Origin of the sequence: Actinocrispum wychmicini (assembly GCF_004345645.1) — a bacterium.
Lineage (GTDB): Bacteria > Actinomycetota > Actinomycetes > Mycobacteriales > Pseudonocardiaceae > Kibdelosporangium > Kibdelosporangium wychmicini.
The window spans coordinates 41,503-63,700 of record NZ_SLWS01000016.1 but is presented as its reverse complement, the minus strand read 5'-3'; the positions used below and the strand labels follow the sequence as shown (position 1 = coordinate 63,700).

23 protein-coding genes are annotated in these 22,198 nt (G+C 68.3%); 8 read left to right on the top strand and 15 right to left on the bottom strand.

The genetic code is table 11. The annotated features are described in order from the left end of the window. Positions 1-306: 306 nt before the first annotated feature. The 3 genes from EV192_RS47740 to EV192_RS47730 form a co-directional block, all read right to left on the bottom strand. A complete protein-coding gene (locus EV192_RS47740) occupies positions 307-1,725 on the bottom strand; it encodes a GTPase family protein (protein ID WP_132125428.1) in 1,419 nt (472 codons plus the stop codon). Further along, positions 1,722-3,524, bottom strand: coding sequence for a dynamin family protein (locus tag EV192_RS47735; RefSeq protein WP_207926854.1), 1,803 nt, complete (start codon positions 3,522-3,524; stop codon positions 1,722-1,724). Before EV192_RS47735 ends, EV192_RS47740 begins: the two co-directional genes overlap by 4 nt. Before the next feature lie 119 nt (positions 3,525-3,643). After that, complete coding sequence (locus tag EV192_RS47730; protein WP_132125427.1) at positions 3,644-4,843, bottom strand: IniB N-terminal domain-containing protein; 1,200 nt, start codon at positions 4,841-4,843, stop codon at positions 3,644-3,646. A 285-nt stretch (positions 4,844-5,128) separates the two neighbouring features. Here EV192_RS47730 and EV192_RS47725 point away from each other — a divergent pair, with 285 nt between their 5' ends. Together EV192_RS47725 and EV192_RS47720 are read left to right on the top strand one after the other, a co-directional pair. Further along, complete coding sequence (locus EV192_RS47725; RefSeq protein WP_132125426.1) at positions 5,129-6,466, top strand: Hsp70 family protein; 1,338 nt, start codon at positions 5,129-5,131, stop codon at positions 6,464-6,466. Further along, the gene (locus EV192_RS47720) at positions 6,463-8,862 is read left to right on the top strand and encodes a helix-turn-helix transcriptional regulator (RefSeq protein ID WP_243727544.1); all 2,400 of its coding nucleotides are present in this window, start codon (positions 6,463-6,465) and stop codon (positions 8,860-8,862) included. The genes EV192_RS47725 and EV192_RS47720 overlap by 4 nt, the downstream gene beginning before the upstream one ends. Here the strand turns inward: EV192_RS47720 and EV192_RS47715 are convergent. Then, positions 8,824-9,948, bottom strand: a complete 1,125-nt coding sequence (locus EV192_RS47715) for an MFS transporter (protein ID WP_132125425.1) — start codon at positions 9,946-9,948, stop codon at positions 8,824-8,826. The genes EV192_RS47720 and EV192_RS47715 overlap by 39 nt on opposite strands. A gap of 47 nt (positions 9,949-9,995) precedes the next feature. On the opposite strand from EV192_RS47715, the gene EV192_RS47710 reads away from it, so the two are divergent. The 6 genes from EV192_RS47710 (at position 9,996) to EV192_RS47680 (ending at position 15,607) form a co-directional block, all read left to right on the top strand. After that, a complete protein-coding gene (locus EV192_RS47710) occupies positions 9,996-10,577 on the top strand; it encodes a TetR/AcrR family transcriptional regulator (protein ID WP_132125424.1) in 582 nt (193 codons plus the stop codon). Between the two features lie 103 nt (positions 10,578-10,680). Continuing rightward, a complete protein-coding gene (locus EV192_RS47705; RefSeq protein ID WP_132125423.1) occupies positions 10,681-11,478 on the top strand; it encodes a polysaccharide deacetylase family protein in 798 nt (265 codons plus the stop codon). Between the two features lies 1 nt (position 11,479). Then, the gene (locus tag EV192_RS47700) at positions 11,480-12,709 is read left to right on the top strand and encodes a YncE family protein (protein WP_243727543.1); all 1,230 of its coding nucleotides are present in this window, start codon (positions 11,480-11,482) and stop codon (positions 12,707-12,709) included. 863 nt (positions 12,710-13,572) lie between these two features. After that, positions 13,573-14,004, top strand: a complete 432-nt coding sequence (locus tag EV192_RS47690) for a nuclear transport factor 2 family protein (protein WP_165960975.1) — start codon at positions 13,573-13,575, stop codon at positions 14,002-14,004. A gap of 42 nt (positions 14,005-14,046) precedes the next feature. Next, a complete protein-coding gene (locus tag EV192_RS47685) occupies positions 14,047-14,685 on the top strand; it encodes a ScbR family autoregulator-binding transcription factor (protein ID WP_132125421.1) in 639 nt (212 codons plus the stop codon). Positions 14,686-14,857: 172 nt separating this feature from the next. Beyond that, the gene (locus EV192_RS47680; protein ID WP_424923445.1) at positions 14,858-15,607 is read left to right on the top strand and encodes an LppU/SCO3897 family protein; all 750 of its coding nucleotides are present in this window, start codon (positions 14,858-14,860) and stop codon (positions 15,605-15,607) included. Between the two features lie 108 nt (positions 15,608-15,715). On the opposite strand, the gene EV192_RS47675 is transcribed toward EV192_RS47680, so the two are convergent. The 11 genes from EV192_RS47675 to EV192_RS47635 form a co-directional block, all read right to left on the bottom strand. Further along, positions 15,716-16,078, bottom strand: a complete 363-nt coding sequence (locus EV192_RS47675; protein WP_165960974.1) for a VOC family protein — start codon at positions 16,076-16,078, stop codon at positions 15,716-15,718. A 683-nt stretch (positions 16,079-16,761) separates the two neighbouring features. After that, a complete protein-coding gene (locus tag EV192_RS47670; RefSeq protein ID WP_132125418.1) occupies positions 16,762-17,322 on the bottom strand; it encodes a helix-turn-helix domain-containing protein in 561 nt (186 codons plus the stop codon). Positions 17,323-17,402: 80 nt separating this feature from the next. After that, positions 17,403-17,567 (bottom strand): hypothetical protein, encoded by a 165-nt coding sequence (locus tag EV192_RS54385; protein WP_165960973.1) that lies wholly within the window; start codon positions 17,565-17,567, stop codon positions 17,403-17,405. A gap of 1 nt (position 17,568) precedes the next feature. Then, entirely contained in the window at positions 17,569-17,733 is a 165-nt protein-coding gene (locus tag EV192_RS54380; RefSeq protein ID WP_165960972.1) for a hypothetical protein, read from the bottom strand. Next, a complete protein-coding gene (locus EV192_RS47665) occupies positions 17,730-18,008 on the bottom strand; it encodes a hypothetical protein (RefSeq protein WP_132125417.1) in 279 nt (92 codons plus the stop codon). The genes EV192_RS54380 and EV192_RS47665 overlap by 4 nt, the downstream gene beginning before the upstream one ends. 211 nt (positions 18,009-18,219) lie before the next feature. Beyond that, positions 18,220-19,023 carry a helix-turn-helix domain-containing protein gene (locus tag EV192_RS47660; protein ID WP_165960971.1) on the bottom strand — a complete coding sequence of 268 codons (804 nt, stop codon included), beginning with the start codon at positions 19,021-19,023 and terminating at the stop codon, positions 18,220-18,222. Between the two features lie 10 nt (positions 19,024-19,033). Further along, complete coding sequence (locus tag EV192_RS47655) at positions 19,034-19,867, bottom strand: DUF5753 domain-containing protein (RefSeq protein ID WP_132125415.1); 834 nt, start codon at positions 19,865-19,867, stop codon at positions 19,034-19,036. 94 nt (positions 19,868-19,961) lie between these two features. Then, the gene (locus tag EV192_RS47650) at positions 19,962-20,234 is read right to left on the bottom strand and encodes a hypothetical protein (RefSeq protein WP_132125414.1); all 273 of its coding nucleotides are present in this window, start codon (positions 20,232-20,234) and stop codon (positions 19,962-19,964) included. Further along, complete coding sequence (locus EV192_RS47645) at positions 20,231-20,530, bottom strand: hypothetical protein (protein ID WP_132125413.1); 300 nt, start codon at positions 20,528-20,530, stop codon at positions 20,231-20,233. The genes EV192_RS47650 and EV192_RS47645 overlap by 4 nt, the downstream gene beginning before the upstream one ends. Next, the gene (locus tag EV192_RS47640) at positions 20,527-20,865 is read right to left on the bottom strand and encodes a hypothetical protein (protein ID WP_132125412.1); all 339 of its coding nucleotides are present in this window, start codon (positions 20,863-20,865) and stop codon (positions 20,527-20,529) included. The genes EV192_RS47645 and EV192_RS47640 overlap by 4 nt, the downstream gene beginning before the upstream one ends. Positions 20,866-21,962: 1,097 nt before the next feature. Further along, positions 21,963-22,157: a hypothetical protein gene (locus EV192_RS47635; protein WP_132125411.1), complete on the bottom strand. Its 195-nt coding sequence runs from the start codon at positions 22,155-22,157 to the stop codon at positions 21,963-21,965. Positions 22,158-22,198 lie beyond the last annotated feature (41 nt).

The following is a 22,198-nucleotide window of genomic DNA, read 5'->3' as shown; positions in this document are numbered from 1 at the left end:
CCGGCGCGACCCCGCCTTGGCGATCTTCATCTGGAGCCCTTCTCGAAAGTGGGCAGCTCTGTGTTTACTAATCGGACACCAGAGGCTTATGTATGCGTCTGAAGTACCCAATCGAGCGCAGTGAGACCGGATTGTTACCCGTCACGGCAATAAGTAACCAGACAGGACCGGCAGTCTGTCAACCTCGACGACAACGTGACTTGGTCACCAGACCTGACAATTAGCGGACAACACTGACGGCCAATGATCAATTGATCCGACCGGTCGGAACATCCTTTTCAGCAATCGCGGCAATGCCGCGAGAAATCACGCCTGGGTCAGCATGGCTTCGCAGCTGCGGACGACGATTCGGGCCGCGTCCCGTTCCGCGCTGCCCAGCAGGGGGCTTTCCGTCTGTTCCCGCCAGCGGGCGAGGGCGTCATAGATCGCCGAGCGGACCTCGGAGTCTGTCGGCGCGCGGTCGAAGCCGAGGCGGGTCGGGATGTCGGTGCCGAGGCCGCCGATCAGGCGCTGGGCTTCGGCGTCGAGTTCGTCCGGCAGTCGGGTGCGGCCGGAGACCAGGCCGGCCAGCAGTCTCAGTTCGCTGAACTCGTGGGCGCCGGCGAGCACACGCTCCACATCGGTCACGAGTTTGCCCGCGCCCGGCCGGGGTTCCATCCGCAGCACGACGTCCAGTCCCAGCAAGGCCGAACGTGCCTTCAGCACCTCACGGCGGTCCACGAACAGGCGGCCGATCGACTCACGTAACTCGGTCAACCCGCTGCGCTGCACCAGTTCCGCGCCAAGCTTGGCCGTGCTGTCGGTTCCTTGGCGGATCAGCGCGGTCGCCAGGCGCACTCCGGCCAGGCCCAGGCGGTCCGCCAGTTCACGGCGCATCGCCGCCGGCACGCCGTGCGGGGAGCGGGTGAACCTGTCGGCCGACAGCAGCATGTCCTCGATCTGGTCGCGGGGTGACCTGGCCAACGCGCCGAGTGCGGCGAACACGTCCTCCGGCATGGTCCGCCCGGCCTGGCCGAGCAGCCCGGACACCGCCACGACGTTCTGGCACAGCCCGCGGACCCGGGCGTCCCTGCGGTGGCGGCGGGCGATCTGTTTGGCTGTGGGCAACGCGTCCACGCGGCCGCCGCCGATCTCGTCCGCCCGGGACAGCACCAGGATCGCGTTGACCGGCGCGGCCCTGGCCACCGGATGGTCCTGAATGGACTGGAGGAACTGCACGTCCGTCATGTGCACCTGGGGGGTCAGGTACAGCAGGGCGTCCGCCTCGCCGGCGATCTGCTCGGCGATGTCGTCGGCGATCGGCGGGGTGTCGATCAGCGTGGTGTCCCGCAGGATCCGGGCCGGCCACTCCACCACGATCCGGGTGATCTGGCCGCCCTCGAACTCGCCGAGGTCGATGTCCAGCCGCCGGTCCACCCGGCCGATCGGCGGGTCGCCGGCGGGCCCGTGTGGCATGTAGACGGTCGCGTGCGGCTGCGGTCCGTCCTGGTACCAGGTGAACACCTGGCCGCCGTTGACCTCGATCGGGGCTATCTCGTCGCCGACCACCGCGTTGACCACAGTGGACTTCCCGGTGCCCGGCCGGCCGGCGACCGCCACCCGCAGCGGCGAGTCGAACCGGCTGATGTGGTGGCGCAGCCAGTTCGAGGCGCGCGGGCTGTCCTGGTAGAGCCGTAACGCCTCGTGCAGGATCGCCCAAACCGCCTCGTCGACGGTACGGCTCACGCGCTGATCCCCAGTGAGTTCCGGGACGCGGCCGGCAACGCGCCCGCGATGCTCTGGATCTGGCCGTGCAACGCGGTCAGCTTCGCCAACGCCTGCCGCAGTTCCTGGTCGCGGCGGTCGCGGCGGGCCGCGTCCCGTTGGGCGGCGCGCTGCGCGGCGGCCGCGGCGTCGGCGAGGTTCTGGTGGATCTCCTCGGCCAGTTCGGTGAAATGGTCCCGCAGGCCGCGCTGGATCCGGCGGGCGGCGTCCTTGCAGTCCTTGGAGAACCGCAGGAAGAAGTCGTCGACATGGCGCTGCGCCGCGGCTTTCGCCGCGGCCTGCCGGCGCTTGAGGCGCGACTCGCCCTCCTCGCCGATGGTCTTGCCGCCCAGGGCGAGACCCGCGCCGATCGAGATCGGGTTCAGCAGCGGCAACCCGGCCAGGCTGGTGATCAGGCCGAACATCAGGACGCCGCCGTACGATCCACGCAGGCCGGTGAAGATCCACTGACCGGGCTTGAACTTGTCCAGCTTCGGCACGTCCGCGTCGCCCGGGTCGGTGTCCCGGGTCTCCGGGAAGATCGACTCGGGCACCATCTCCCGGCGTTCCGGGAAGAACTCGGCCACCCGGTCGGCCACCCACCACGACCGTTCCACCAGCCAGGTGAAGTTCGTCTCGGCGGCCTCGGTGAGGTTCTCGCCCAACCACTGCTCGAACGTGTCCCACGTCTTGGCCGGGTCGGACTCGTCGAACGCCTTGTCCACCGCACGCAGGATCTTGCGGGTCCGGTCGCGCAGGTCGTACTCCAGATCGGCCATCAGGTCGGCCATCTCGTCGCCCAGCAACGTCTGCCAGCGCGTGGACCGCCGCCGCAGGTCCGCCATCCGCTGTTGGACGTCCCGCAGCTCCGCCACGGCCGGCGACTCCTGGCCGTCCGCCCGGACCGCCAGCTCCTTGCTCAGCTGTCCCACCAGTTCCGCGATCGCGGTCCCGGTGGTCGTGGCGAAGTTGTGCCGGGAAGTCGGCGCCGACGCGACCGCGAGCACATCCGTGCGCAGTCGCTCAAGCAGGTCGGGGAACCCGGACTCGGTGTTCAACTCGGTGTCCTCGTGCTGTGCCGCGCGCAGCCGCAGCATCGACGACACGGGCACGATCGGGGCCTGGATACCGGCCCGCACGAGCTGGTCCCGGTTGCGGTCGGCCACGTGCCGCCACCGCGGCGCCAGGTCGATCTTGGTGAGCGCCACCAGGATCGTCGGGCAGAACCGGCGGACCTGAGCGAGCAGCTCAAGTTCGGTCCGTGACAGCTCACGGGTGGCGTCCGACGCGAGCACGACGGCGTCCGCGCCACTCAGCGCCGCAAAGGTGTTCTGCGCGCGCAATTGGTGCAGGCTGCCGACCGCGGGCGTGTCGATCAGCACGAGGCCTGCGGCAAGCAATTGGCGGGGCAGGCCGACTTCCGTGGTGACAGGCTCGCCGCCGACCCCTGTGGCGTCCTCGACCAGGATCGGCACCCGGCGGGGCGCGGCTTCCGTACCGTCGTGCAACAGCCGCGCCGCAACGGGTTTCTCCGCGTAACGGATGATCGTGGGGGCGACGGTTGTGACATCGTCGCCGACCGCGCAGACGGGTGCGCCCACCAACGCGTTCACCAGTTGGCTCTTGCCCTGGTTGGCTTCACCGACCACCAGCACCCGCAGCTGCGGGTCGAGCAGCTGGGCTCGTTTGGCCCGAAGACGTTCGGCCAGGTCAGGTCTGTGGTGCACCACCGAAGCGCCAATGGTCTCGTCCAGCACCTCGAGCCAGGTCGCCGCAGTCACCCGAACAGTGTGCCTTCCTCACCCTTTTGGTGGTAACCCCCTACGTCCGAAAACGCTCGGAGTAGACCGGAGGCCGGGCTGCCCCCCGAGGGAAACCCGGCCTCCGACTGGGTGGAGCCTTACAGGCCCAGGTGCAGGTCCGGCAGGACGTCGTGGACGGCGCCGGTCACCGGGTTGTTGTTGATCACGTTGCCCAGACCGGTGTGGTCGAGGGCGTCGCCGACCGGGCCGTGGCCGGTGGCGTCACCGATCGGCAGGCTCGGCAGGTGCGGCACGTCCACCGGCAGGTGCGGCAGGCTCGGCAAGTGCGGCAGGTTCGGCAGATCGACGGGCAGGTGCGGCAGGTTCACGGGCAGGTTGCCGAGCCCGTCGGTCAGCCCACCGGCGTGCGCCTCGCCACCCGCGTGCGCCTCACCGCCGGCAACGTGCGCGGCCTGACCGACGACACCCTGCGCGGTGCTCACCGCGTGGCTCACCTGATCGGTGGGCAACGACGGGAGCGCCGGCAGCTGCGGCATCTCCATCGGCGCGCCAGGCAGCGCGGGCAGGTGGCCGGCGACATCCGGCAGTCCGGGGACGGCCGGCAGCGCCGGGACGGCACCGGCGAGCGCGCTCGCCGCGGCCGTCGGGTCGGCGAGGCCCTTGGCCAGGTCGGTCGGGTTGGGCAGCTTCACCGGCACGACGTCCTGGTCGAACACCAGTCCGTTGTCGAAGCCCAGGTTGACGTCGTGGCCGACGAGCTCGACGCCGACGTCCACGCGCGGGGCGCCGTGGTCGACCGTGATGCCGATGTGGGCGCCCTCACTGCCGAACGGCGTGTTGACGACCTCACCGATGTAGGCGCCGTTCGACGCCGCGACCACCCGCGCGCCGCCGCCGAAGTGACCGGCGGGGGTGTCATCGGAGCCGTGCACGTCCAGGTCGACGCCGTCCGTGCCGGCCTTGACGCCGCCGAAGCCGGCGATCTCGCCCAGCGGGCTGTCGCTGCCGACCGCGGCCCAGCCGCCGTCGAGACCGGCGCCGCTGTCCAGGTGCAGCGCGCTGCCCACCTCGGACAGGCCGTGCGTCGGGACCAGGTCGGTGACCAGCGGGATGACGTCGTGCACGTCGCCCGGGGTGATGTCGTGCAGGCCGGCCGCCTTCAGGCAGCCGTGCGGGTCGAGGGCGAACGCCTGCTGGGCGGCCGGGTCCCGCAGCAGGTTCAGCACGAAGTCGTGCAAGGTGGGCTCGGCCGGGGCGGCAGCGGCGGCCGCTGGGGCGGGCGCGGGTGCCGGGGCCGGCGCGGGCGCCGGGGCTGCGGGAGCCGGTTCCTTAACCAAGGGAGTCTCTCCTCGTTGTGCGCAGGGCTGGGTACAGGGACGGCCGGGCCGTCATGATCCAGAACGCTATGACCGGACCGGCCCGCCGACATCGGGGATCACGCCGAGTCATCACGGTCGCCCGTTAGGGCTGTCGCTTGTCCGCCATTAGGGGGATTGGGGCATCCCCCTAATTGTTCCGTCCTGATTCACCATCACCCATGCGGGTTTGGTACGAAGATGTGACCCCAGCGGTGGTAACCCATCAGGGTCACCCGACAACTGAGTGTGGAGGAGTACGTCTGCATGCCATACGTCCTCGGGATCGACGTTGGCACCAGTCGCACGGCTGCCGCGGTGTGCCGGCAGACCGGCTCCACCTGGGCCGACGCGGAGATCGTCCAGCTCGGCACGCACGCCCCCGAGGTGCCGACCGTGCTGTACTTCGCCGCCGACGGCGGGATCCTGGTCGGCGACACCGCCCAACAGCACGCGATCACCGACCCGGCCAACGCCGCCCGCGGCTTCGCCCGGCGGGTCGGCGACGACGTCCCAGTCATGGTCGGCCGCGAGACGTGCGCGGCCGAGGAGCTGACCGCGGTCCTGGTCGCATGGGTCGTCAACACGGTCAACGCGGCCGAAGGCGCCGCACCGCAGCACATCGTCCTCACGCACCCGGCCGGCTGGGGCGGATACCGGCGACGGATGCTGCTGCGGGCGTTACGGCAGGCCAACCTGGACAACGTCACCCTGCTGCCCGAGCCGGTCGCGGTCGGCGAGAGCCACGCCGCCGGCCACGACGTCGTCGCGGGGCAAGCGCTTGCCGTGTACGACCTGGGCGCAGGCAGCCTGTCGTCGGCCGTGGTCCGCCGGTCCCCCGCGGGCACGTTCGAGCTGCTCACGTCGGCCGAGAGCGTCGAGCCCAACGGCGGCGACAGCTTCGACGACATCGTCTTCGAACACATCCGGGCCGTGGTCGAGGTCGACATGACCGACCCGCATGTGTGGACCACGCTCACCCGGCTGCGGCAGATGTGCACGCAGGCCAAGGAGTTCCTGTCCACCGGCGGCGAGACGTCGGTCCGCGAGATCCGGGTGACCCGGACCGAGTTCGAGGACCTGATCCGGCCCGCAGTCGAAGCCGGCATCGAGGAGCTGCTGCGCACGATCCGGTCGGCGCCGGTGCCCGCCGAGGACCTGGCGTCCGTCGTCATCACCGGCGGCTCAGCCAGCATCCCCCTGGTCAGCGAGCTGCTCACGGCCCAGCTGCGGAACCGGACCGTGCTCGCGCCCGATTTCACGTGCGCCCGTGGCGCCGCGATCGCCGCGCGGAGCCTGGTCCCGGCCCGACGCACCGAAGTCGTCCCGGTGCCGGCGCCGGCGACCGAACCGCCCCCGCCGGACCGGCCGGACGTCGACCTGACCCCGCTCGACCTGCCGGCCACCCGGTCGTTCATGCGGATGATCGGCGTGAACCGCGGTGTCGCGGGCGCCGCGGCGGGCGTCGTGCTCGCCGCCGGGGTCGCGCTCACCTTCTATCTCCGGCCCGACGCGCCCAGCCAGCCGGCTCCGGTGCACGCCGTCGTCGCCTCCACCAGCAGTACGTCCACGCAGACCCAGCAGACAGGTGAGGGCGGCCGTTGAGCCAACGAACAGCGACCCGAGCGCGAACCGGCCACGTCCTGGACGAGATGGCCGGGAGAGTGCTGGACGCGGTCGAGGCGGACGCGAGCGTCCCGACCGCGGTCGCCGTGGTCGCCCCGGGTGGTTACGGCAAGACCACGTTTCTCCGTGCGCTGAAACGGGTCTACGAGAACGCGGGGGTCCGTGTGGCGGACCGGCCGGGACCGGACCGCGCGGTGCTCGTCGACGACGCGCACACCCTGCCCGAGGACCGGCTGAGGGAACTGCTCGAACTGGCCGAGTCCGACTCGCCCCGGCTTGTCATCGCGTTGCGGCCGTGGCCACGTTCGACCCAGTTGACTACGTTGACCAGGGCCATCGGTTCGACGTTGATGCTCACGCCGTTCGACCGCGGCCAGATCCGCACGCTCGCCGCGGGCGCGTTCGGGGCCACGCCGACGACCGAACTCGTCGAGTTCCTGCACGCCCAGACCGGAGGCGTGCCCGCGTACGTCGACCGGGTCGTGGGGGCCATGGGGAGCCGGCCGACGACCGAGCTGCCGGACGTGGCGCTCACCGCCTTCCGGTACGACCTGGATCTGCTCGACGCGGACGTGCTGCGGTACGTGCTGGCCGCCCAGGCCGGCGCCGGGCTGCGGACGGATCTGCTGGCGGCGCTGCTCGACCGGGACGCGAACGACGTCGTCACCGTGATGGAGGCCGCGCGGGCGACCGGACTGCTCGGCCATGACGGCGCGTTGCTGCCCATCTGCCATCGAGCGATCCGGTCGGTGATCCCGGCCGAACGCGGCCTCGCCGTCCGGCAACGGCTCGCCGAACTGCTGTTGGAACGCGGTGAGTCCGTGCTCCCGCTCGCGAAGTCATTGCTGGGCAGCGGTGTCGGTGGCGCCGGTGTGGCGGCGGCGTTCCACGCCGCGGCGCACGAGGCTTTGACGGAAGATCCGGCACTGTCAGCCACTTTGTTCGCCGCCGCGGTGTCCGCGGGGTTGCCTCTGGCCAAGTCGGCGGCAGGATGGGCGCGTGCGTCCGCGCTTGCCGGCGATCTGGACGCCGCGTTGCGTTTGGCTGACCAGGCGCTTTCCGGGACGGACGCGGCCGAGGGCGCCCGGGTCGCGGCGACCGCGTTGGCCCATCGCGGCCAGTTGGGGCGCAGCGCGGAGCTGTACCAGTGGTCCGGGGACACGGCGTTCGCCACCATCGGGCTGATCGGCACCGGCCGGCCGGACGTACCCCAGCCGACCGCGAGCGACGGCCCACCGACCCTTTTGGACGGTTCCGCCTCGTTGATGGCCAACGGGCTTCGGGAGTCGGTAACCGGCGACACGGTAGACGCACTGTCCACTTTGGTGCGTGCGGCCGGGTTGCTCGAACCGGCCGGACGCGGGGTGCTGCTGCCGGACAGTCCAGCCGCCCTCGCCGCCCTGGTGGGCCTGCACTGCGGCGAACTGGGTGTGGCCGAGTCGGTGCTGGAGCGGGCGGCCGCCGCGAACATGGGCGGGCCGTTGTTGGCCACCCGTCACCGGTTGTTGCGGGCATGGATCCACATGGTCCGTGGACAGCTCACGACGTCGGCGCAGTTGCTGGCAGGCGTACGGCCGCGCGAGCCACGGGACTGGCTGTTCGCGGTCGCGCTCGAAGTGGGATTGGCCCGCCGCAACAGCGATGTCCAGGCATTGCGGCGGATCTGGGCGCAGGCTTGTGAAGCCGTCGTGCGCCACCCGGTGGACCTGTTCACCATCCTGCCGTTGGGCGAATTCGCCGTGGCAGCGGCGAAACTCGGCGACGAGAGCCGGCTCGGACCGCACCTGCGGGAGGCGTACGCGCTGACCGAACGGCTCGGCTCGCCGACGCTGTGGGTCACCTCGCTGCACTGGAGCGGCCTGCACGCCGCGATCGTCGGCGAGCGGCCGGCCCAGGACCACGTCGACGCGCTGGCGGACAACCCCAGCCGGTTCGGCCAGGCCCTCGCCGAGGCCGCCCGGTGCTGGCTGGACGTCGTGCACGGCAAGGTCGACCCGGTCCGGGCCGAGGCGGCCGCCCGGGAACTGCACGACGTCGGCATGTGGTGGGACGGATCCCGGCTGGCCGGGCAGGCCGCGATCCGGACGTCCGACCGCAAGGCCATGGTGACGTTGCTGGACTGCGCCCGGGAACTGCAGGGACGCCAGGCCGCGGCCCGTCCGGCGCCCACTCCCGGCGAAAGCCCGTTGAGCGAACGGGAACACGAGGTCGCCGGCCTGGTGTTGCAGGGAATGACGTACAAGCAGGTGGGCGACCAACTGTTCATCTCGGCGAAGACAGTGGAGCACCACATGGCACGGATGCGGCAACGGCTCGGCGCCACCAGCCGCAGCGAACTACTCAACCAGTTGCGTACGCTTATCTCTCGCCAGTAACCGCACGGTCAGGACCAGCCCGGCCAAGCACGCGGCCACCGCGACGGTGAACGCGGCCGGATATCCGATGCCGGCCGCGACCACTCCGCCGAGCGGGCCGGCGGCCATGATTCCCAGGTCCCAGAACGAAGTCATCGCGCCCACCGCCGCACCCGGCCGGGACGCGTCCACCCGGGCCAGGGTGATCGCGACCGTGGCCGGGTACATCAACGCGACTCCCGCGCCCGCGATCACCCCGCCCACCAGGGCAATGGGCGGCGCCCAGCCGATGACCGCCAAGCCGACCGACGTCACCACGAGCGACGCCGACGCCGCTCGCCCACCGCCGTACCGGTCGACCAACGGCGACCCGAACGCCCGGATCAGCAGGAAACCCGCGGCGAACAACGCGAGCGCCGCGTTCTCGCCGCCAATGTGCTGAAGCCGCAACACCATCAGCGCGCTGACCGTGCCGTAGCCGTAACTGGCCAGGCCGAGCACGACACCAGGCAGGATCGCCCCCGCCGGAGCGATGAAACCGTTGGGCCGTCGGGTCTCTCGACCTGACTCCCGGCACGTGAGGACCAGCACGGACGCGACCCCGGCAAAGGCGACCACACCCCACCAGACCCCGTCGACCCCGTGCCAGCCGTTCAGGCCCACCGCGAGGACCGGGCCGAGCGCCAGGCCGCCCCACATGGACAGCCCGAACCACCCGGCCACGCGCCCTCGGCGCTGTGGCGGGGTGCCCGCCAGCACCCACGGCTGCGCGCCGGAGAACAGTGCCGCCTCGCCCGCGCCCATCACCAGACGGGCCACCAGGAGCGTGCCGAGGTTCGGTGCCACCAGGTGCCCGAGGCCGCCGATCGCCGCGAGGACACCGCCCGTGGCCACCACCGGATGGGCGAACCCGGCGTCCGCGAGCCGGCCGGCGAACGGCCGAACCAGCGCTGTCGCAAGGAAAGCGATGCCCACGGCGGTCCCCGCGGCCGCTTCGCCGCCGTGGAACCGCTGGATCACATAAGTGGGCAGTGCCTGCAACGTGGCACCCAATGCCATGTAGCCGCACAGCACCGCGAGCCAGAGCCTGCGAACCGGAACCCCCATGAGATAAGACGGTAACGTACCATCTCATCTTGCGCTAGGATGGTGTCATGCCGGTGAAGGCGGGCAGCCCGATCGATCCCGAGGCGACCAGGGCCAGGGTCCTGGCCAGCGCGTCGAAACTGTTCTATGAGCGGGGCGTGCACGTGGTCGGCGTGGACGAGATCGCCCAGCACGCGGGCGCGTCGAAACTCACCGTGTACCGGAACTTCGGATCCAAGGCCGGCCTGGTCGAAGCGGTCGTCGCGAACCGCAGCGACCGGACCCACGCCTGGCTCGAACACGGGATCGCGGACGTCCCACCCGGCCCGGACCGGGTGCTGGCCCTGTTCGACATGTTCACCGGCTGGTACGCCGAAGACGGCTACCTGGGCTGCGGCGTGCTGCAGGCGGCCGTGGAGACCCGGGCCAAGCCCGGCCCGATCCCGCGCCGGCACCTGGCGCGGTACCTGGACCTGTTCCGCCGGCTGCTGGCCGAGTGCGGCATCGCCGAACCGGCCGGGTACGCCAGGCGCATGCTGCTGCTGATCGAAGGCGCGACCGTGGTCAGCTCGATCGAGGGCACGGCCGAGGCGGGCAGGGACGCCCGCGCCATGGCGGAACTTCTCCTGACAACCGCACCCAAGTCGTGACGTTCCCGGACGTTCCCGCCGTTTCACGTGTTTCGGACTTGACGGCCCTGGTGAACGGTGTTGTGACGTTCCCAGATAACGTTCAGGTAAGTCCCAGCTAGCCGTGGAGGGTCCCGTTTCCGAGCAGCCGAACTCCGTCCCCCGACGCCGGTTCATCGGACTCGGGCTGGGGGCCGCCGCCCTGGCGGCGTGCTCGGCGCCGCCCGAGACACGACCCACCCCGCCCGTGCCCACGTCCGCATCGTCAACGACCACTCTGCCGCCGTCGTCAACGTTGTCATCGGCGGCGAAACCCGCCGGCGGCCCCGCGACCGAGCTTGTCCGCGCCGCGAGCGGGCGTCCGGAGGTGGCGCTGACGTTCCACGGCGCCGGGGACGTCGGTATCGCCCGCCAGGTCCTCGCCGCGCTGGCGCAGCACAACGCGCACGTGACCGTGCTCGCCGTCGGGACCTGGCTGCAGGACAGCCCGGACGCCGCGCGAATGGTCCTCGACGGTGGCCACGAGCTGGGCAACCACACGTGGAGCCACCCGAACCTGTCGACGTACAAACCGGAGCCGATGCTGGCCGAGATCGAGCGCTGCCGGGACAGGCTGGTCCAGCTGACCGGTTCGCCGGGCGCGTTCTTCCGGCAGTCACAGGGCCAGCACGCGAACGCCGAAGAACTCCGGGAGGCCGGCAAGGCCGGCTACGCCAACGTGCTGTCCTACGACATCGACTCATTGGACTGGCGTGACCCGGGCGCGGCGGCGATCCGGAAAGCCGTGACCGCGGCGACCGCCGGCAGCGTGGTGAGCATGCATCTCGGCCATCCGGGCACCGTCGCCGCACTGCCGGGGATTCTCACCGACCTGGCCAACCGCGGCCTGACCCCCGTGACCGCCTCGAAACTGATGGGCTGACGTGTCGAAAACCAGGATCTCGCTCGCCGTCGCGTTGACAGCCGCTCTGCTGGCCGCCGGATGCACGTCGGCGCCGAAACCGCCGGACGCCCACGCCGACATGCACGACATGCCGGACATGGGCGACCCCAGCGCGCCGCCGATGACCAACCTGCCGAGCCAGCCGAACCCACCCGCGCCGGGCGCCGGCAACCCGTTGCCCGGCATGCCGCCGGTGACGGACCCGAAGAACGTCGACGCGGCCGCGGGCGCGGGCATGCTGCTGCCGGCCGTGGCGGGCGACAAACCGCTGGTCTACGTGCCGCACAACAAGTCCGGTGACGTGTGGGTGATCGACCCGGCGACGTTCCAGGTGGTCGGCAAGACCCACGTGGGCGGGGAACTGCAGCACGTCGTGCCGTCGTGGGACATGCGCACGCTGTACGCCACGGACGACAAGACCGACCGCGCGATGTCGTTCGACGCGCGCACCGGCCAAGCCGGACCCGCGTTCCCGGTTGTCGACCCTTACAACATGTATTTCACACCTGACGGTCAGTATGCGATCTCGGTCGCCGAACGGATGCGCAAACTCGTCTGGTACGACCCGAAGACGTGGAAGGTGCACGACGAGACGCCGACCCCGGAGTGCGGCGGCATCGACCACGCCGACTTCTCCCCCGACGGCCGGACCGCGGTGTTCACGTGCGAGTTCGCCGGCCGGGTCGCGGTGATCGACGTCGCCACGCACAAGGTGCTGCGGATGATCGACATGACTGTGCGGCACACCCACATGGGCCCGCAGGACATCAAGCTCGCGCCCGACGGTTCGGTGTACTACATCGCCGACTCGGACGCCAACGGCCTGTGGGTGATCGACGGCGCGGCGACCAAGGTGCTCCGGTTCATCCCGACCGGAAAAGGCGCGCACGGCCTTTACCTTTCCCGGGACGCGAAACAGCTGTACGTCACGAACCGCAACGAGGGCACCGTCTCGGTCCTGGACGCGTACACCGGCGCGCTGGTCACGACGTGGCGGATCCCCGGCGGCGGCAGCCCGGACATGGGCAACGTAACCGCCGACGGCAGCCAACTGTGGCTCTCGGGCCGGTACAACGATGTCGTCTACGTGATGTCGACCAAGGACGGCTCAATGATCAAGACCATCCCCGTCGGCCCCGGCCCACACGGCCTGTGCGTCTGGCCGCAACCCGGCCGCTACTCACTGGGCCACACCGGAATCACCAGGTAGGGCCCGCTGCTCGGCGCCATGTAGTCCGTGGCCGGCACGTACGTCATGGCGTTGGTCGGGTCCGCGATCGTCGCGATTCCGATCAGAATTCGGCACGTGCCAGAACGTCCTTTCTGTCCAATGGACTGACCACCGGCTCAGCGATCCATTCCCGCCGGGGTTTCCGTGGACAGTGATTCCCACTCGGTCGGCCGCGTCATAAGGGCCAATTTCCCGTAGCGGCGCGGTGTGCCCGTCGAGCGAATCCGGCGGCCCGGTCGAGCCGTTCCGGTGACACGTCCAAACCACACTCAGCCACCTCCGCCAGTACGGCCCGGGGATGCGTTTCCCGCGTTCCCAGCGGGATATCTCGGCTCGGTCACCGCCTCGTTCCCGGACGTCTCGGCCAGCCTGACCTGCGACTGGCCCAAAGTGGCCACGCAGCTGGGTGATCAGCCGCGGCAATGGCGTCGGTACGTGGGCGGATCCCGGTCGGGTCGTCATTGCCTCGATTCCGGTGAAACGCAGGCGGGCGAAGAAAGGTGAACCGCGGCGATACCGCGGGAATCCAACGAGGCCGGCATCGACAATGAAACGTGGGACGTCCGAACAAGTGTCCCATCGGCGCAAACCGAACGGCTCGGCTCTTCGGGTGAAACCCGGAGAACTCCACTGCTGTCGCCGAACTCCGTCCAGGGTCTTTGTACCCATGTCGCGAGAATCACTGGATCTGACTGATTCACAACTCCTGATCGGCCGTTTGGTCGGTAGCTGGAGGGGATTCAGACGAATTCGATGTGCACGCCACCCGCATTGTTCCACCACCCTGCTACGGTCCGATTACGGAGTGTCGTCCGACGGACGTACGAGGAGGCGCCGCCCAGGTGAGCTTGCGACCACTGTCCACCCTCGAGGTGGTCCAGCTCCTGCTCGGGCGGTTCGGCGCGCGCGACGCCGCCGGCCTGGCCCAGCTGTTCGCGGCCCGGGTGCGGTGGCGGGTGACCAGCCTGCCGGCGGATCCACCGGCCGGCGCCGGGCGAACCCGCCGCGAGGTGGAGTCCTTCTTCCTGTCGTTCTTCGGCGCCCTGGCCCCGGAGGCGCTGGCCGTGCGCCGGCTCGTCGTGGACGGCGACGACGCGGTGGTCCTCGGCCGGGCCCGGTGCCGTGTGGGCACTTCCCCCGAGGTGGTCTCGCTGGATTTCGTCATCTCGGTCGAGGTACGCGACGGGCTGGTGCGCGAGTGCTGGCTGATGTCGGACACCCTCACCGCCGCGATCGCCCTCGGCCGCGCGCGGCTCGTGCGGCCGATGGCCTGATCCGGCCAGACAACGTTCAGGCAGACGACGAGGTGAGAAGCTGTGAGCAAACGCAACGGCCTGACAACACGGGGAAACCTGGTGGCCGCGGCGGCCGAGATCTTCGACCGGGACGGGTTCGCCGGTACGAGCCTGCATGAGGTCTGTGCGCGCGCGGAGGTGAGCAAAGGGGCACTGTACTGCCATTTTCCGTCGAAAAGCGCGCTCGCCGTCGCGGTGATCGAACGGCAGTCCATGCTGTGGCACGAGGTCAAGCACGACACGTGCGCCCGCGGCACCAGCCCCGTACAGGCGCTGGTGGACCTGTCCTTCGAGATCGCCGAGCGGATGCGGATCGACCCGGTGATCCGGGCCGGCTGCCGGCTGGTGCTGGACGCGGAACTGTTCGACGTGGCCGCGGCGGGTCAGTTCGCCGGGTGCGTGATGGTCGTGCGCGACCTGCTGATCGCGGCCGAACGAGCCGGTGAGCTCGTGCCTGGCGCGAACGTCCGTGAGGCGGCCGAGGGGATCGTCGCCGAGCTGATCGGCACCCAACTGTTGGCGCAGGCGATGACCGGCGAATGCCAGCTGCTCACCCGGCTGCCGGCGATCTGGCGGGTGCGGCTGCGCGGCCTGGTCCGCGAGCACGTTCTGGCCGGTCTGTGCGTCGACCGCCATCCCGTCGCCGCCTGGCGGATCTGACCCGCGTCCATCCGGCTCCCAACTGCCTGCCATCTGGTTTCCATTGACAATTTCGCATTAACGCGGATTTCTCGAAATAGCTGCGCGGCCTCGATGTCATACGGTACTCTCCCTTTGGTCGGTGCGGGATGAATAGCGGCACCTGCGACATATTCCGGAGCGAAACGTGAGCATGAACCCTGAGGAACCACGCGTCGGTGACGTTCTGGAGGTCGAGATCGACCGCTGGGAAGCCGCCCGGGGCACGGTCAAGACGATCTATCTGCCGGCCACCAGCGGGATGCGTGAACTGACCATTCGCATCCCACCGGGGAGCCCGGACAACGGCCTGTTACGCCTGAGCGGCCAGGGTTCGGACGGAACGGATCTCTTCGTCCGGCTGCGCTTCCGGAAAGGATCCACGAAGCCGCCGGTGCCCGGCTGGTTCGTGGCCAGCTTCGTCGCCATTCTGGTGGGCGGAATCGTGGTGTTCACCCAGTCACACTCCTCGTCGAAGACGAACAGCGCCAGCAGCTCGGACACATCGACCTATTCCAGCTACACCACCGACACCAGCACGTCGACGTATTCCTACAGCTATACCCCGCCGACCTACCGGTACACGTACAGCCCGCCGGCCCCGGTGGTACCGGAGACCAAGGTGGAATCGGCCCCGGAGGACTCGGCGGGAATTGGCGACTGCCTACGAAACGACGGCACCGACACCAGCCCGCAAATGGTCAAAGCCCCCTGCGGCTCGGGCACCTTCAAGATCCTGGCGCGCAAAACCGGAACAACCCTCGGCTCAGCGTGCAACGGCGTCGCCCGAAGCACCCACGACTACGTAGTGGAGAAGTATACGGTGTACACACGCTACGGAGTGGAAACGAGTCGAATTCCCAACCTCCTGGAATCCTACGTCCTCTGCCTGCGCCGCCAGTGATCATGCGAGCCAGCAGCCATTTGCGAATTCCCGAGCACGGCCACGTGCGGCGGCCAGTTAAGGCCCCCGCTCGCGACCATCAGCACGGTGCGTAAGCAGTGCGATCAGCTACTCACGTATGCCCGCACCTCGCCGCCCCTCAGCGAACTCGACGGTGAAGCCGTCCGGGTCACGCACCTGCATCTGCCGTTCCCACGGTAGGTCCCTCGGCGGACTCACCGGCACGCCACGGGCGAGTAGATCCTGGTACAGCTGGTCGAGATCGTCAGTGGTCAGCTCCACCTGAACCAGCGCACGCAACCTGCGCGGCATCCCCTCCTCACCGGCCGCCGCCGTGCCGACCCGGAGCAGGCCGATCGTGCCGCCGCCCTGCCGCAGCAACGCGAACCGATCCGACCGGCCTTCCGTGACGAACCCCAACGACTCGTAGAAGGCGATCGAGCGATCCAAGTCGGCAACAGGCAAACTCATGCCCTCAAACCACACCATGGCGTGTTTCTCCCCGACAGCGCGAGGCTGTCTCGCCCAGGAAGGTCGTGGGCTTCGCCAAGGGGACAGGCATCCGCTCCCTCACCCAGCAGGCTAACACCGAACGCCACAGGCTCAGACAGCAAGACCACGAAATGCGAGACCGACACGGCCAGGTGCCTCCTCCCCGCTCTGTGGCCGCCAGCGGGGAGAGTGAACTGGCCACTACCACGCAGGCACGGGCCCGCTGGAAAGCGAGGCCGCCGAAGGCGGCACGTGGGGGGTTCGGGGGGCTCGGCCCCCCAACATAATGACAGGCGACCCCGGTTCGCGCTTTCCGCGAACAGAGATCGCCTGAGCCTGTGGGCGCAGCAGGGTTCGAACCTGCGACCCCCTCCTTGTAAGTTAGGTTCGGTAGTACTTACGACCGGCCCTCCTACGCGAACATGCAGGCCAGAGCGTTGGATGACGTTGGTCTGCGTGGGCGTCAGTGGCGGTCGGTCGTGAGTACCTCTCCCAGATTTCTCCCAACCAGCAGCGGTCGCATCGCTGTCGCCTACGACCTGCCGTCGACTGGGAGCGTCAGGAAAGTCGCGGGTCGACGAGAAGCCCCCGGTCCCTGTTGGGTCGGGGGCTTCTTCGCTGCCAGCATCAACCGGGCCTTCGACGTGACCCAGGTGGAGGCATCAGTCCTGATTGGTCTGGTCGCCTGTGGGCGGTTGCCCATCCTGGTGTTGTACAGCGTTACACGCGGCGCCGGTCCACCGCAACACGCTGCGGTCCAGCAGCCGCGCCGTGAGTTGGTCGTACGTGAGCCCGCAGAGGCCCGCCATGACTTCGAGCGCCGGCTGGTCGACCCGCACTGTCCGGTCGTCAGCGGTCAGGGCGTTCTTGACCCGGGTCTGTGCCCACTTGCGGACGGGCGAGAGCGCCAGGTCGGGCAACTGCGTGGCCGCTTCGAGGCTGATGGTCCAGCTGGTTCCGGGGGTGGCCATGCTGCGTTCTGCGGCGGCGACGATCTCGCTGGGGGTGGTGTAGTAGATCGCCGCGAGTTGCCAGAGCCGGTCGACGGACACGGACCGCGTACCGTTCTCCCACGAGCCTACGGAACTTTTGGTGGCCTGCATGCCTGCCTCGTCGAGTGCTCGGACCACCTGCTCTTGGGTCATGTCGTTGGTGCTGCGCAGCTGCCGGAGTACGCGGCCGAGGGCGCGGCCAACCGGGGTGGTGGTGTTGTGGTCGGTCATGTGCTTTCCCCGTCTCGGGGGTGGGTCGGTGGCTGGTGGTGGTGTCAGGGCATCACCAGCCACCGACCCGGGTTGTGTGGCTATTCGGTTGTCTCGTAGTTATCGAGGATCGGCTGGGGGCCGCCGTTGTAGCACCTGTCGAGTTCCCACCTGGTTCGCTCAGCGGTGGTCAGTTTGGCGAGGTCCTCGGCCCTGATCTTGTCGGGGTTTCGCTTGTCCCAGCTGCGTTTGACGCCGTCGGGCATGTCACACCCAGTCGATCCCGTTGACGGTGGGCCACAGCTGGTTACAGTCCGCTTCACCGCACCACATTGGGCACGTACCGCACCCGCGGTTTTGCGCGACGTCCGGTCCGGTGAGGTCGGCCGTGGTGGGTGTGCCGAGCCGGGTGTCGATTGTGGAGCAGGTCATGACGCGTCCTTCGGGGGTGCCGGCTGGTCGTCCTTGTCGGTGGCGATGAGCAGTGGGGTGGCGTTGGCGGGGTCGCTGGGCAGCATGTCGCCGGCGGCGTGGGCGGTGGTTTCGAGGTCGGCGCACACGTCCTTGTCGGTGACGATGAGCGTGAGGCTGTTGCCGTCGTCGTAGCCGACGACGATCTCGACTTCGCCGAGCGGGTTCGCCCGCATGGTCATGGGGCACCCGACTGGGATGGTGTGGAAGGTTCTGGTGATCACCGTGTCGTTCACGTGTAGTTTCCTATCGGTTGTGGTTGCCGGCGCTTGGTTGCGTCCGGACGTTCGGCGGGGACCGGTGTGGGGCTCAGTCCGCCGGTCCCCGCGTGTGTCGCCTGTTGGTGACGTGTGCGCGTCGTACCCCTGCCAGAGTCGACGCTTCGAACAAACGTCCAGGCGACACGGGAAGTCAGCTCTCCTGTCCCACAGGGAGAGCTGACGGGGTTCATGGTCGAGACCGCAGGATCAGCGCTAGGGATGCTTCGGGGGGCAGTGCGATGGCTGCGAGGTGTTCGAGTGCTTTCCTGATCCGGTCTGCATCGTGTAGTTGTGCGTAGTCTCCGAGGGCGTCTCGGGTGTACGCCTCGCCGGGTGGGTCGGTGAAGTCGAGGTGGATCATGGGGCCGGCGAGTCCGGCGTGTAGTCCTCGGTCTTGCGGTAGGACTTGCAGGGTGATGCGTGGCTCGTGTGCGCATCCGATCAGTCGGGATCGTTGCATGGCGCCGATCCCTTGGCGCAGTAGGGGTTCGTGCAGGATGATGTGGAGTTGCGCGTGCCGGTTGGGGTCGAGGATGCGTATTTGTCGGCGGGCGATGGCTGCTTGTCGGCTTTTCGGTGTGACGGGGGTGGGTAGTCCCGTGGTGGCTGTGCGGGTGTAGTCGATCGTTTGGAGTAGTTCGGGCACGGTGGCGAGTGCGAATTCGGTGATGGTGGTGGCGTCGTCTTCGGCCGCGTAGTACCGACAGTTGTCCGCGCCGTGTGTGGTGGGCGCCCACCACATGGGGCCGTCGGCTCCGTGTCGGAGCTGGTAGTACCGTCCCCGGTCGCCTAGCGCGACGTGGTATATGTCGAGCAGGGTGTGTAGTTCGTCCAGGGTGGGCAGTTGGCATTCTTCGAGGCGGTGCATCTTGCGTTGCGTGATTCCTGCGCGGACGCGGACTTCGTTGATGGTGAGCCCGGTTTGCGCGCGTAGGTCGCGCAACGCCGCGATGAGGCGTAGGCCGTTGTGGTTCTGTTTCGCTTGTACCACGGGGTTCTCGTTAGTTCGTGGGCTGACTGGAGTCGGCCGGGTGGTCAGAGTGGTGGCGTGTCAGCTCTCCTGACGCCTGTGTCGAAGCATTCCTTATCAGCGTGAGGGATTCTTCGGGGGAAAGCGCGATGTCGGCGAGGTGCCGCACTAGCTGTCTAGTGTGGACTACGTGTTCCGCTGCTGTTTCCGTGTAGTCGCCGAACACGTCCCGGGTGTATGCCTCGTCCGGTACTCCTGGGTCGCTGAAACCAAGGTGGGTCACGGGGCCGGTGAGCCCTCGGTGGAGTCCGTTGTCGCGCGGTAGGACTTGCAGGGTGACGTGTGATTGCAGTGCGAATCGAATGAGTTTGGTCCACTGGGGCGGGGTGATCCCTTGGTGCAGTATGGGCTCGTGCACGATCGCGTGGAATTCGAGGTCGGTCGGTTGGGTCATGCGTCGTTGGCGTCGGCGGACGGCGTTGACTCGTTCGTCGGCGATCATTCGGGTAGGGCCGGTTTCGAGTTGTCGGCCGAGTGTGCGGGTGTAGTCCTCGGATTGCAGCAGGTCCGGGACGGCGCCGAGCGCGTATTCGGTGACATGTTGCGCGTCGTGTTCGGCCGCGTAGTACCAACAGTTGGTGTCGCCGTGCTTGCCTCTGGACCACCACCCGCCCATCGCGGCTGCTTCCCGCAGCTGACGGTATGGCGCCTGTTCGGATTGCCGCACGCCGTACACGTTGAGCAGGGTGTCTAGCTCGTTGTAGGTCGGTAGTTCGTAGTAGGTCTCGATGCGGTGTAGCCGGTTGCGGACGAGGTGGGCGGCTATGGAGGCACTGGACGGGCTGAGTTTGGCTGCTAGTCGCATGGCGTGCAACGCGTCGATGAGTCGACGTCCACTGTGGTTCGGTGTTGTTCTAAGCACGGGGGTGTGTGTTTCTTTGTGTCGTGGGCCGGGTTTGTCAGGTGGTTGCGTCGGGTGGGGTCGGGTTGTCTCGTTCGGTCGGTGCGGGGGTTCGTTTTTGCCAGCGGAGTTCGTCCCCGGCTCGGATGAACGTGTTGACGAACCGCAAGCAGGTTTCTTCGTCGGCGAGGACCAGCCGGAGCGCGGGGCCGGGGCCGGTTTGCGTGCCGATGACCACGTCAACTTGTGGACTGTCGGCGGGGTGTACGTCGATTCCTGTGGGGCAGCTGGGGTGGATGATGATGCGTGCGTCGATGATGAGGTCGGTCATGTGTGTTCCTCGGGTGGGCGCCACACTGTGGGAGCGGCGCGGTGTTGTCCTCGTGTTTCGAGGACTTGGGGGTCTGGGGTGGCGTGGCTGCGGTAGATCTCCCACGCGGGGTTTTCGCCTCGTATCGCGTCGAGGGCTTCGGTTGCGGTGGCGGCGGCGCGTTGTGCTCGTCGTGCGGCTGCTTCGATGCGGTTGACGTAGTGGCGTCCGACGTGCCAGGTGGCGAGGAAGAACGCTGCTCCGCAGGTTGCGGCTAGGAGGGTGATCGTGGCCAGCACCGCCGGGTGGGTGGTCACGGCTGTGGTGTGGTTGACGGTGGTGGCGGTTCGGGCGCGGGTAGGGCACGGAAGGCGTTGAGGACTGCGTCGGGTGTGCCTTTGACCCACCAGAGGGTGCGGTTGTGGGGGTCGCTGCGGTCCCCGGCGGCGCTGCGTTCGTTGTGGATGGTGAGCACGTCGACGGTGACGTCTTCTTCGGTGTTGGGGTCGGGGTCGTCGGCCCAGACGCGGGTGTAGGCGCCGGGGGCGTATGTGGAGGGTGTCCACCGTCCGCCGAGTAGTTGGGTGAGCAGCAGAGCCACGAGGTCGGTCGTTCTCTGTTGCTGTTGTTCGTGGGGGGGTTCGGTTGTCATCTGCTCGTCTGTCCTTTGTTGTCTGGTCGTCGTTGACCAGTGGTGTGGAACCGGTAGGCGCGGGCGGGGCTTGAGTTGCCTGCGCCTACCGGCGGCCGGACCGTGGGGCGTGCCGGGGTTGTCGCTGCCTCAGCTGCCCGGCGGTCTGGGGTTTCGCAGCCGGCACAGGAACCACGTTGAACGCCCAGTTGATGCTTGCAGCGAAGAAAGCCCCCCGACCCAACGAGGATCGGGGGGCTTCTCGTCGACCCGCGACCTAGGTCACGTCATCAGGGTGAGCCTTGCCGACTGCCGACGCCCAACGCATGGTGAGCACGCGCTGCCCACATCCTCGGCCGTAGCCCGGGGTGTTGGACGAAATCTACCCACCGGTAAGAAGTTGTTGAGGCCCATCAAGCACCCCCTCCACTATCTGACCATGGGTTGGGTGAGTAACCCGAAGGTGACATCGTGCGCACACGCCATCGATCGAGACAGGGGGATGCGGATGGATAATGATGCGGCCAGGGATATGTGTAGCGACTTTTCCCTCTACGGCCTTATTAACGGAGCTATCCGTATCCGCTGCGACACACCTACCTGCTGCGTCAAGCAGTACGCCAACGATATCCCGGTACGCCACGGGTGCGAGCGACGTTCCTGTCGCCAGTATCAGCCACCCTGTGACCGCATCCCGAAGCTCGACGAGAGCTTTGAGTGCGTCGACTTCTTCCAGTTTGGGCGCGTCGGTTGGCTCAGGGTTGTTGACGTTGGTCTCCGGCCAGGGCAGTGGATGATCTCTCATGTCGCTCCCTCGTAGCCGCGCCTGGCGTGAGGTGCCTGGCCCCTGTGACCAGCGGCAACGCTGATGTGCATGTCCTACCTCCAGACGGGTACCCTGGGATGTCGTCTCCGACGTCCTGACCAGTGATCTCGCCGTCACAGGTCGCGCGGTGACCACCCGCGACCACGGCGAAGAGCGACTCGTGACCGTCCACGTCGACGCCTCCACCGGCGAGAGGGCTGCAATTCCGGGTGTTGTCGTGAGCGAGGGACGGGAAGTGCCTCGCTCACGACAACCCACCCCCAGGATGAGAATCGGCTGTGTTCCTAAGCAGTCAGCGTGTTCCGATGTAGACAGTTGGCAGCGGAGCAACCGCCGAGCCGTTTCCGTCGACCTGGTGGTCGTCATCGGGCACGAAGGTGACGTCGTCGATGTCGTAGACAGCGTCGGGTACGTCAACCAGGACCCGAACGTTGCCCTCGTTCTCAAGCAAGACAGCGAGTTTGCCGATCAGTTTCGCCAACTTCATGATCAGTGCGCATCCCTTCTTCCGTCAGTCCGCGAGTGCTG

Bases quoted from the DNA above. Each gene is read 5' to 3' on its own strand.
- EV192_RS47710 (WP_132125424.1), top strand. From the start codon at position 9,996: ATGCCGGTGAAGGCGGGCAGCCCGATCGATCCCGAGGCGACCAGGGCC.
- EV192_RS47680 (WP_424923445.1), top strand. From the start codon at position 14,858: ATGAACCCTGAGGAACCACGCGTCGGTGACGTTCTGGAGGTCGAGATC.
- EV192_RS47635 (WP_132125411.1), bottom strand. From the start codon at position 22,157: ATGAAGTTGGCGAAACTGATCGGCAAACTCGCTGTCTTGCTTGAGAAC.
- EV192_RS47655 (WP_132125415.1), bottom strand. From the start codon at position 19,867: ATGCGACTAGCAGCCAAACTCAGCCCGTCCAGTGCCTCCATAGCCGCC.
- EV192_RS54380 (WP_165960972.1), bottom strand. From the start codon at position 17,733: ATGACCTGCTCCACAATCGACACCCGGCTCGGCACACCCACCACGGCC.
- EV192_RS47640 (WP_132125412.1), bottom strand. From the start codon at position 20,865: ATGACAACCGAACCCCCCCACGAACAACAGCAACAGAGAACGACCGAC.
- EV192_RS47725 (WP_132125426.1), top strand. From the start codon at position 5,129: ATGCCATACGTCCTCGGGATCGACGTTGGCACCAGTCGCACGGCTGCC.
- EV192_RS54385 (WP_165960973.1), bottom strand. From the start codon at position 17,567: ATGCCCGACGGCGTCAAACGCAGCTGGGACAAGCGAAACCCCGACAAG.
- EV192_RS47715 (WP_132125425.1), bottom strand. From the start codon at position 9,948: ATGGGGGTTCCGGTTCGCAGGCTCTGGCTCGCGGTGCTGTGCGGCTAC.
- EV192_RS47670 (WP_132125418.1), bottom strand. From the start codon at position 17,322: ATGACCGACCACAACACCACCACCCCGGTTGGCCGCGCCCTCGGCCGC.
- EV192_RS47650 (WP_132125414.1), bottom strand. From the start codon at position 20,234: ATGACCGACCTCATCATCGACGCACGCATCATCATCCACCCCAGCTGC.
- EV192_RS47675 (WP_165960974.1), bottom strand. From the start codon at position 16,078: ATGAGTTTGCCTGTTGCCGACTTGGATCGCTCGATCGCCTTCTACGAG.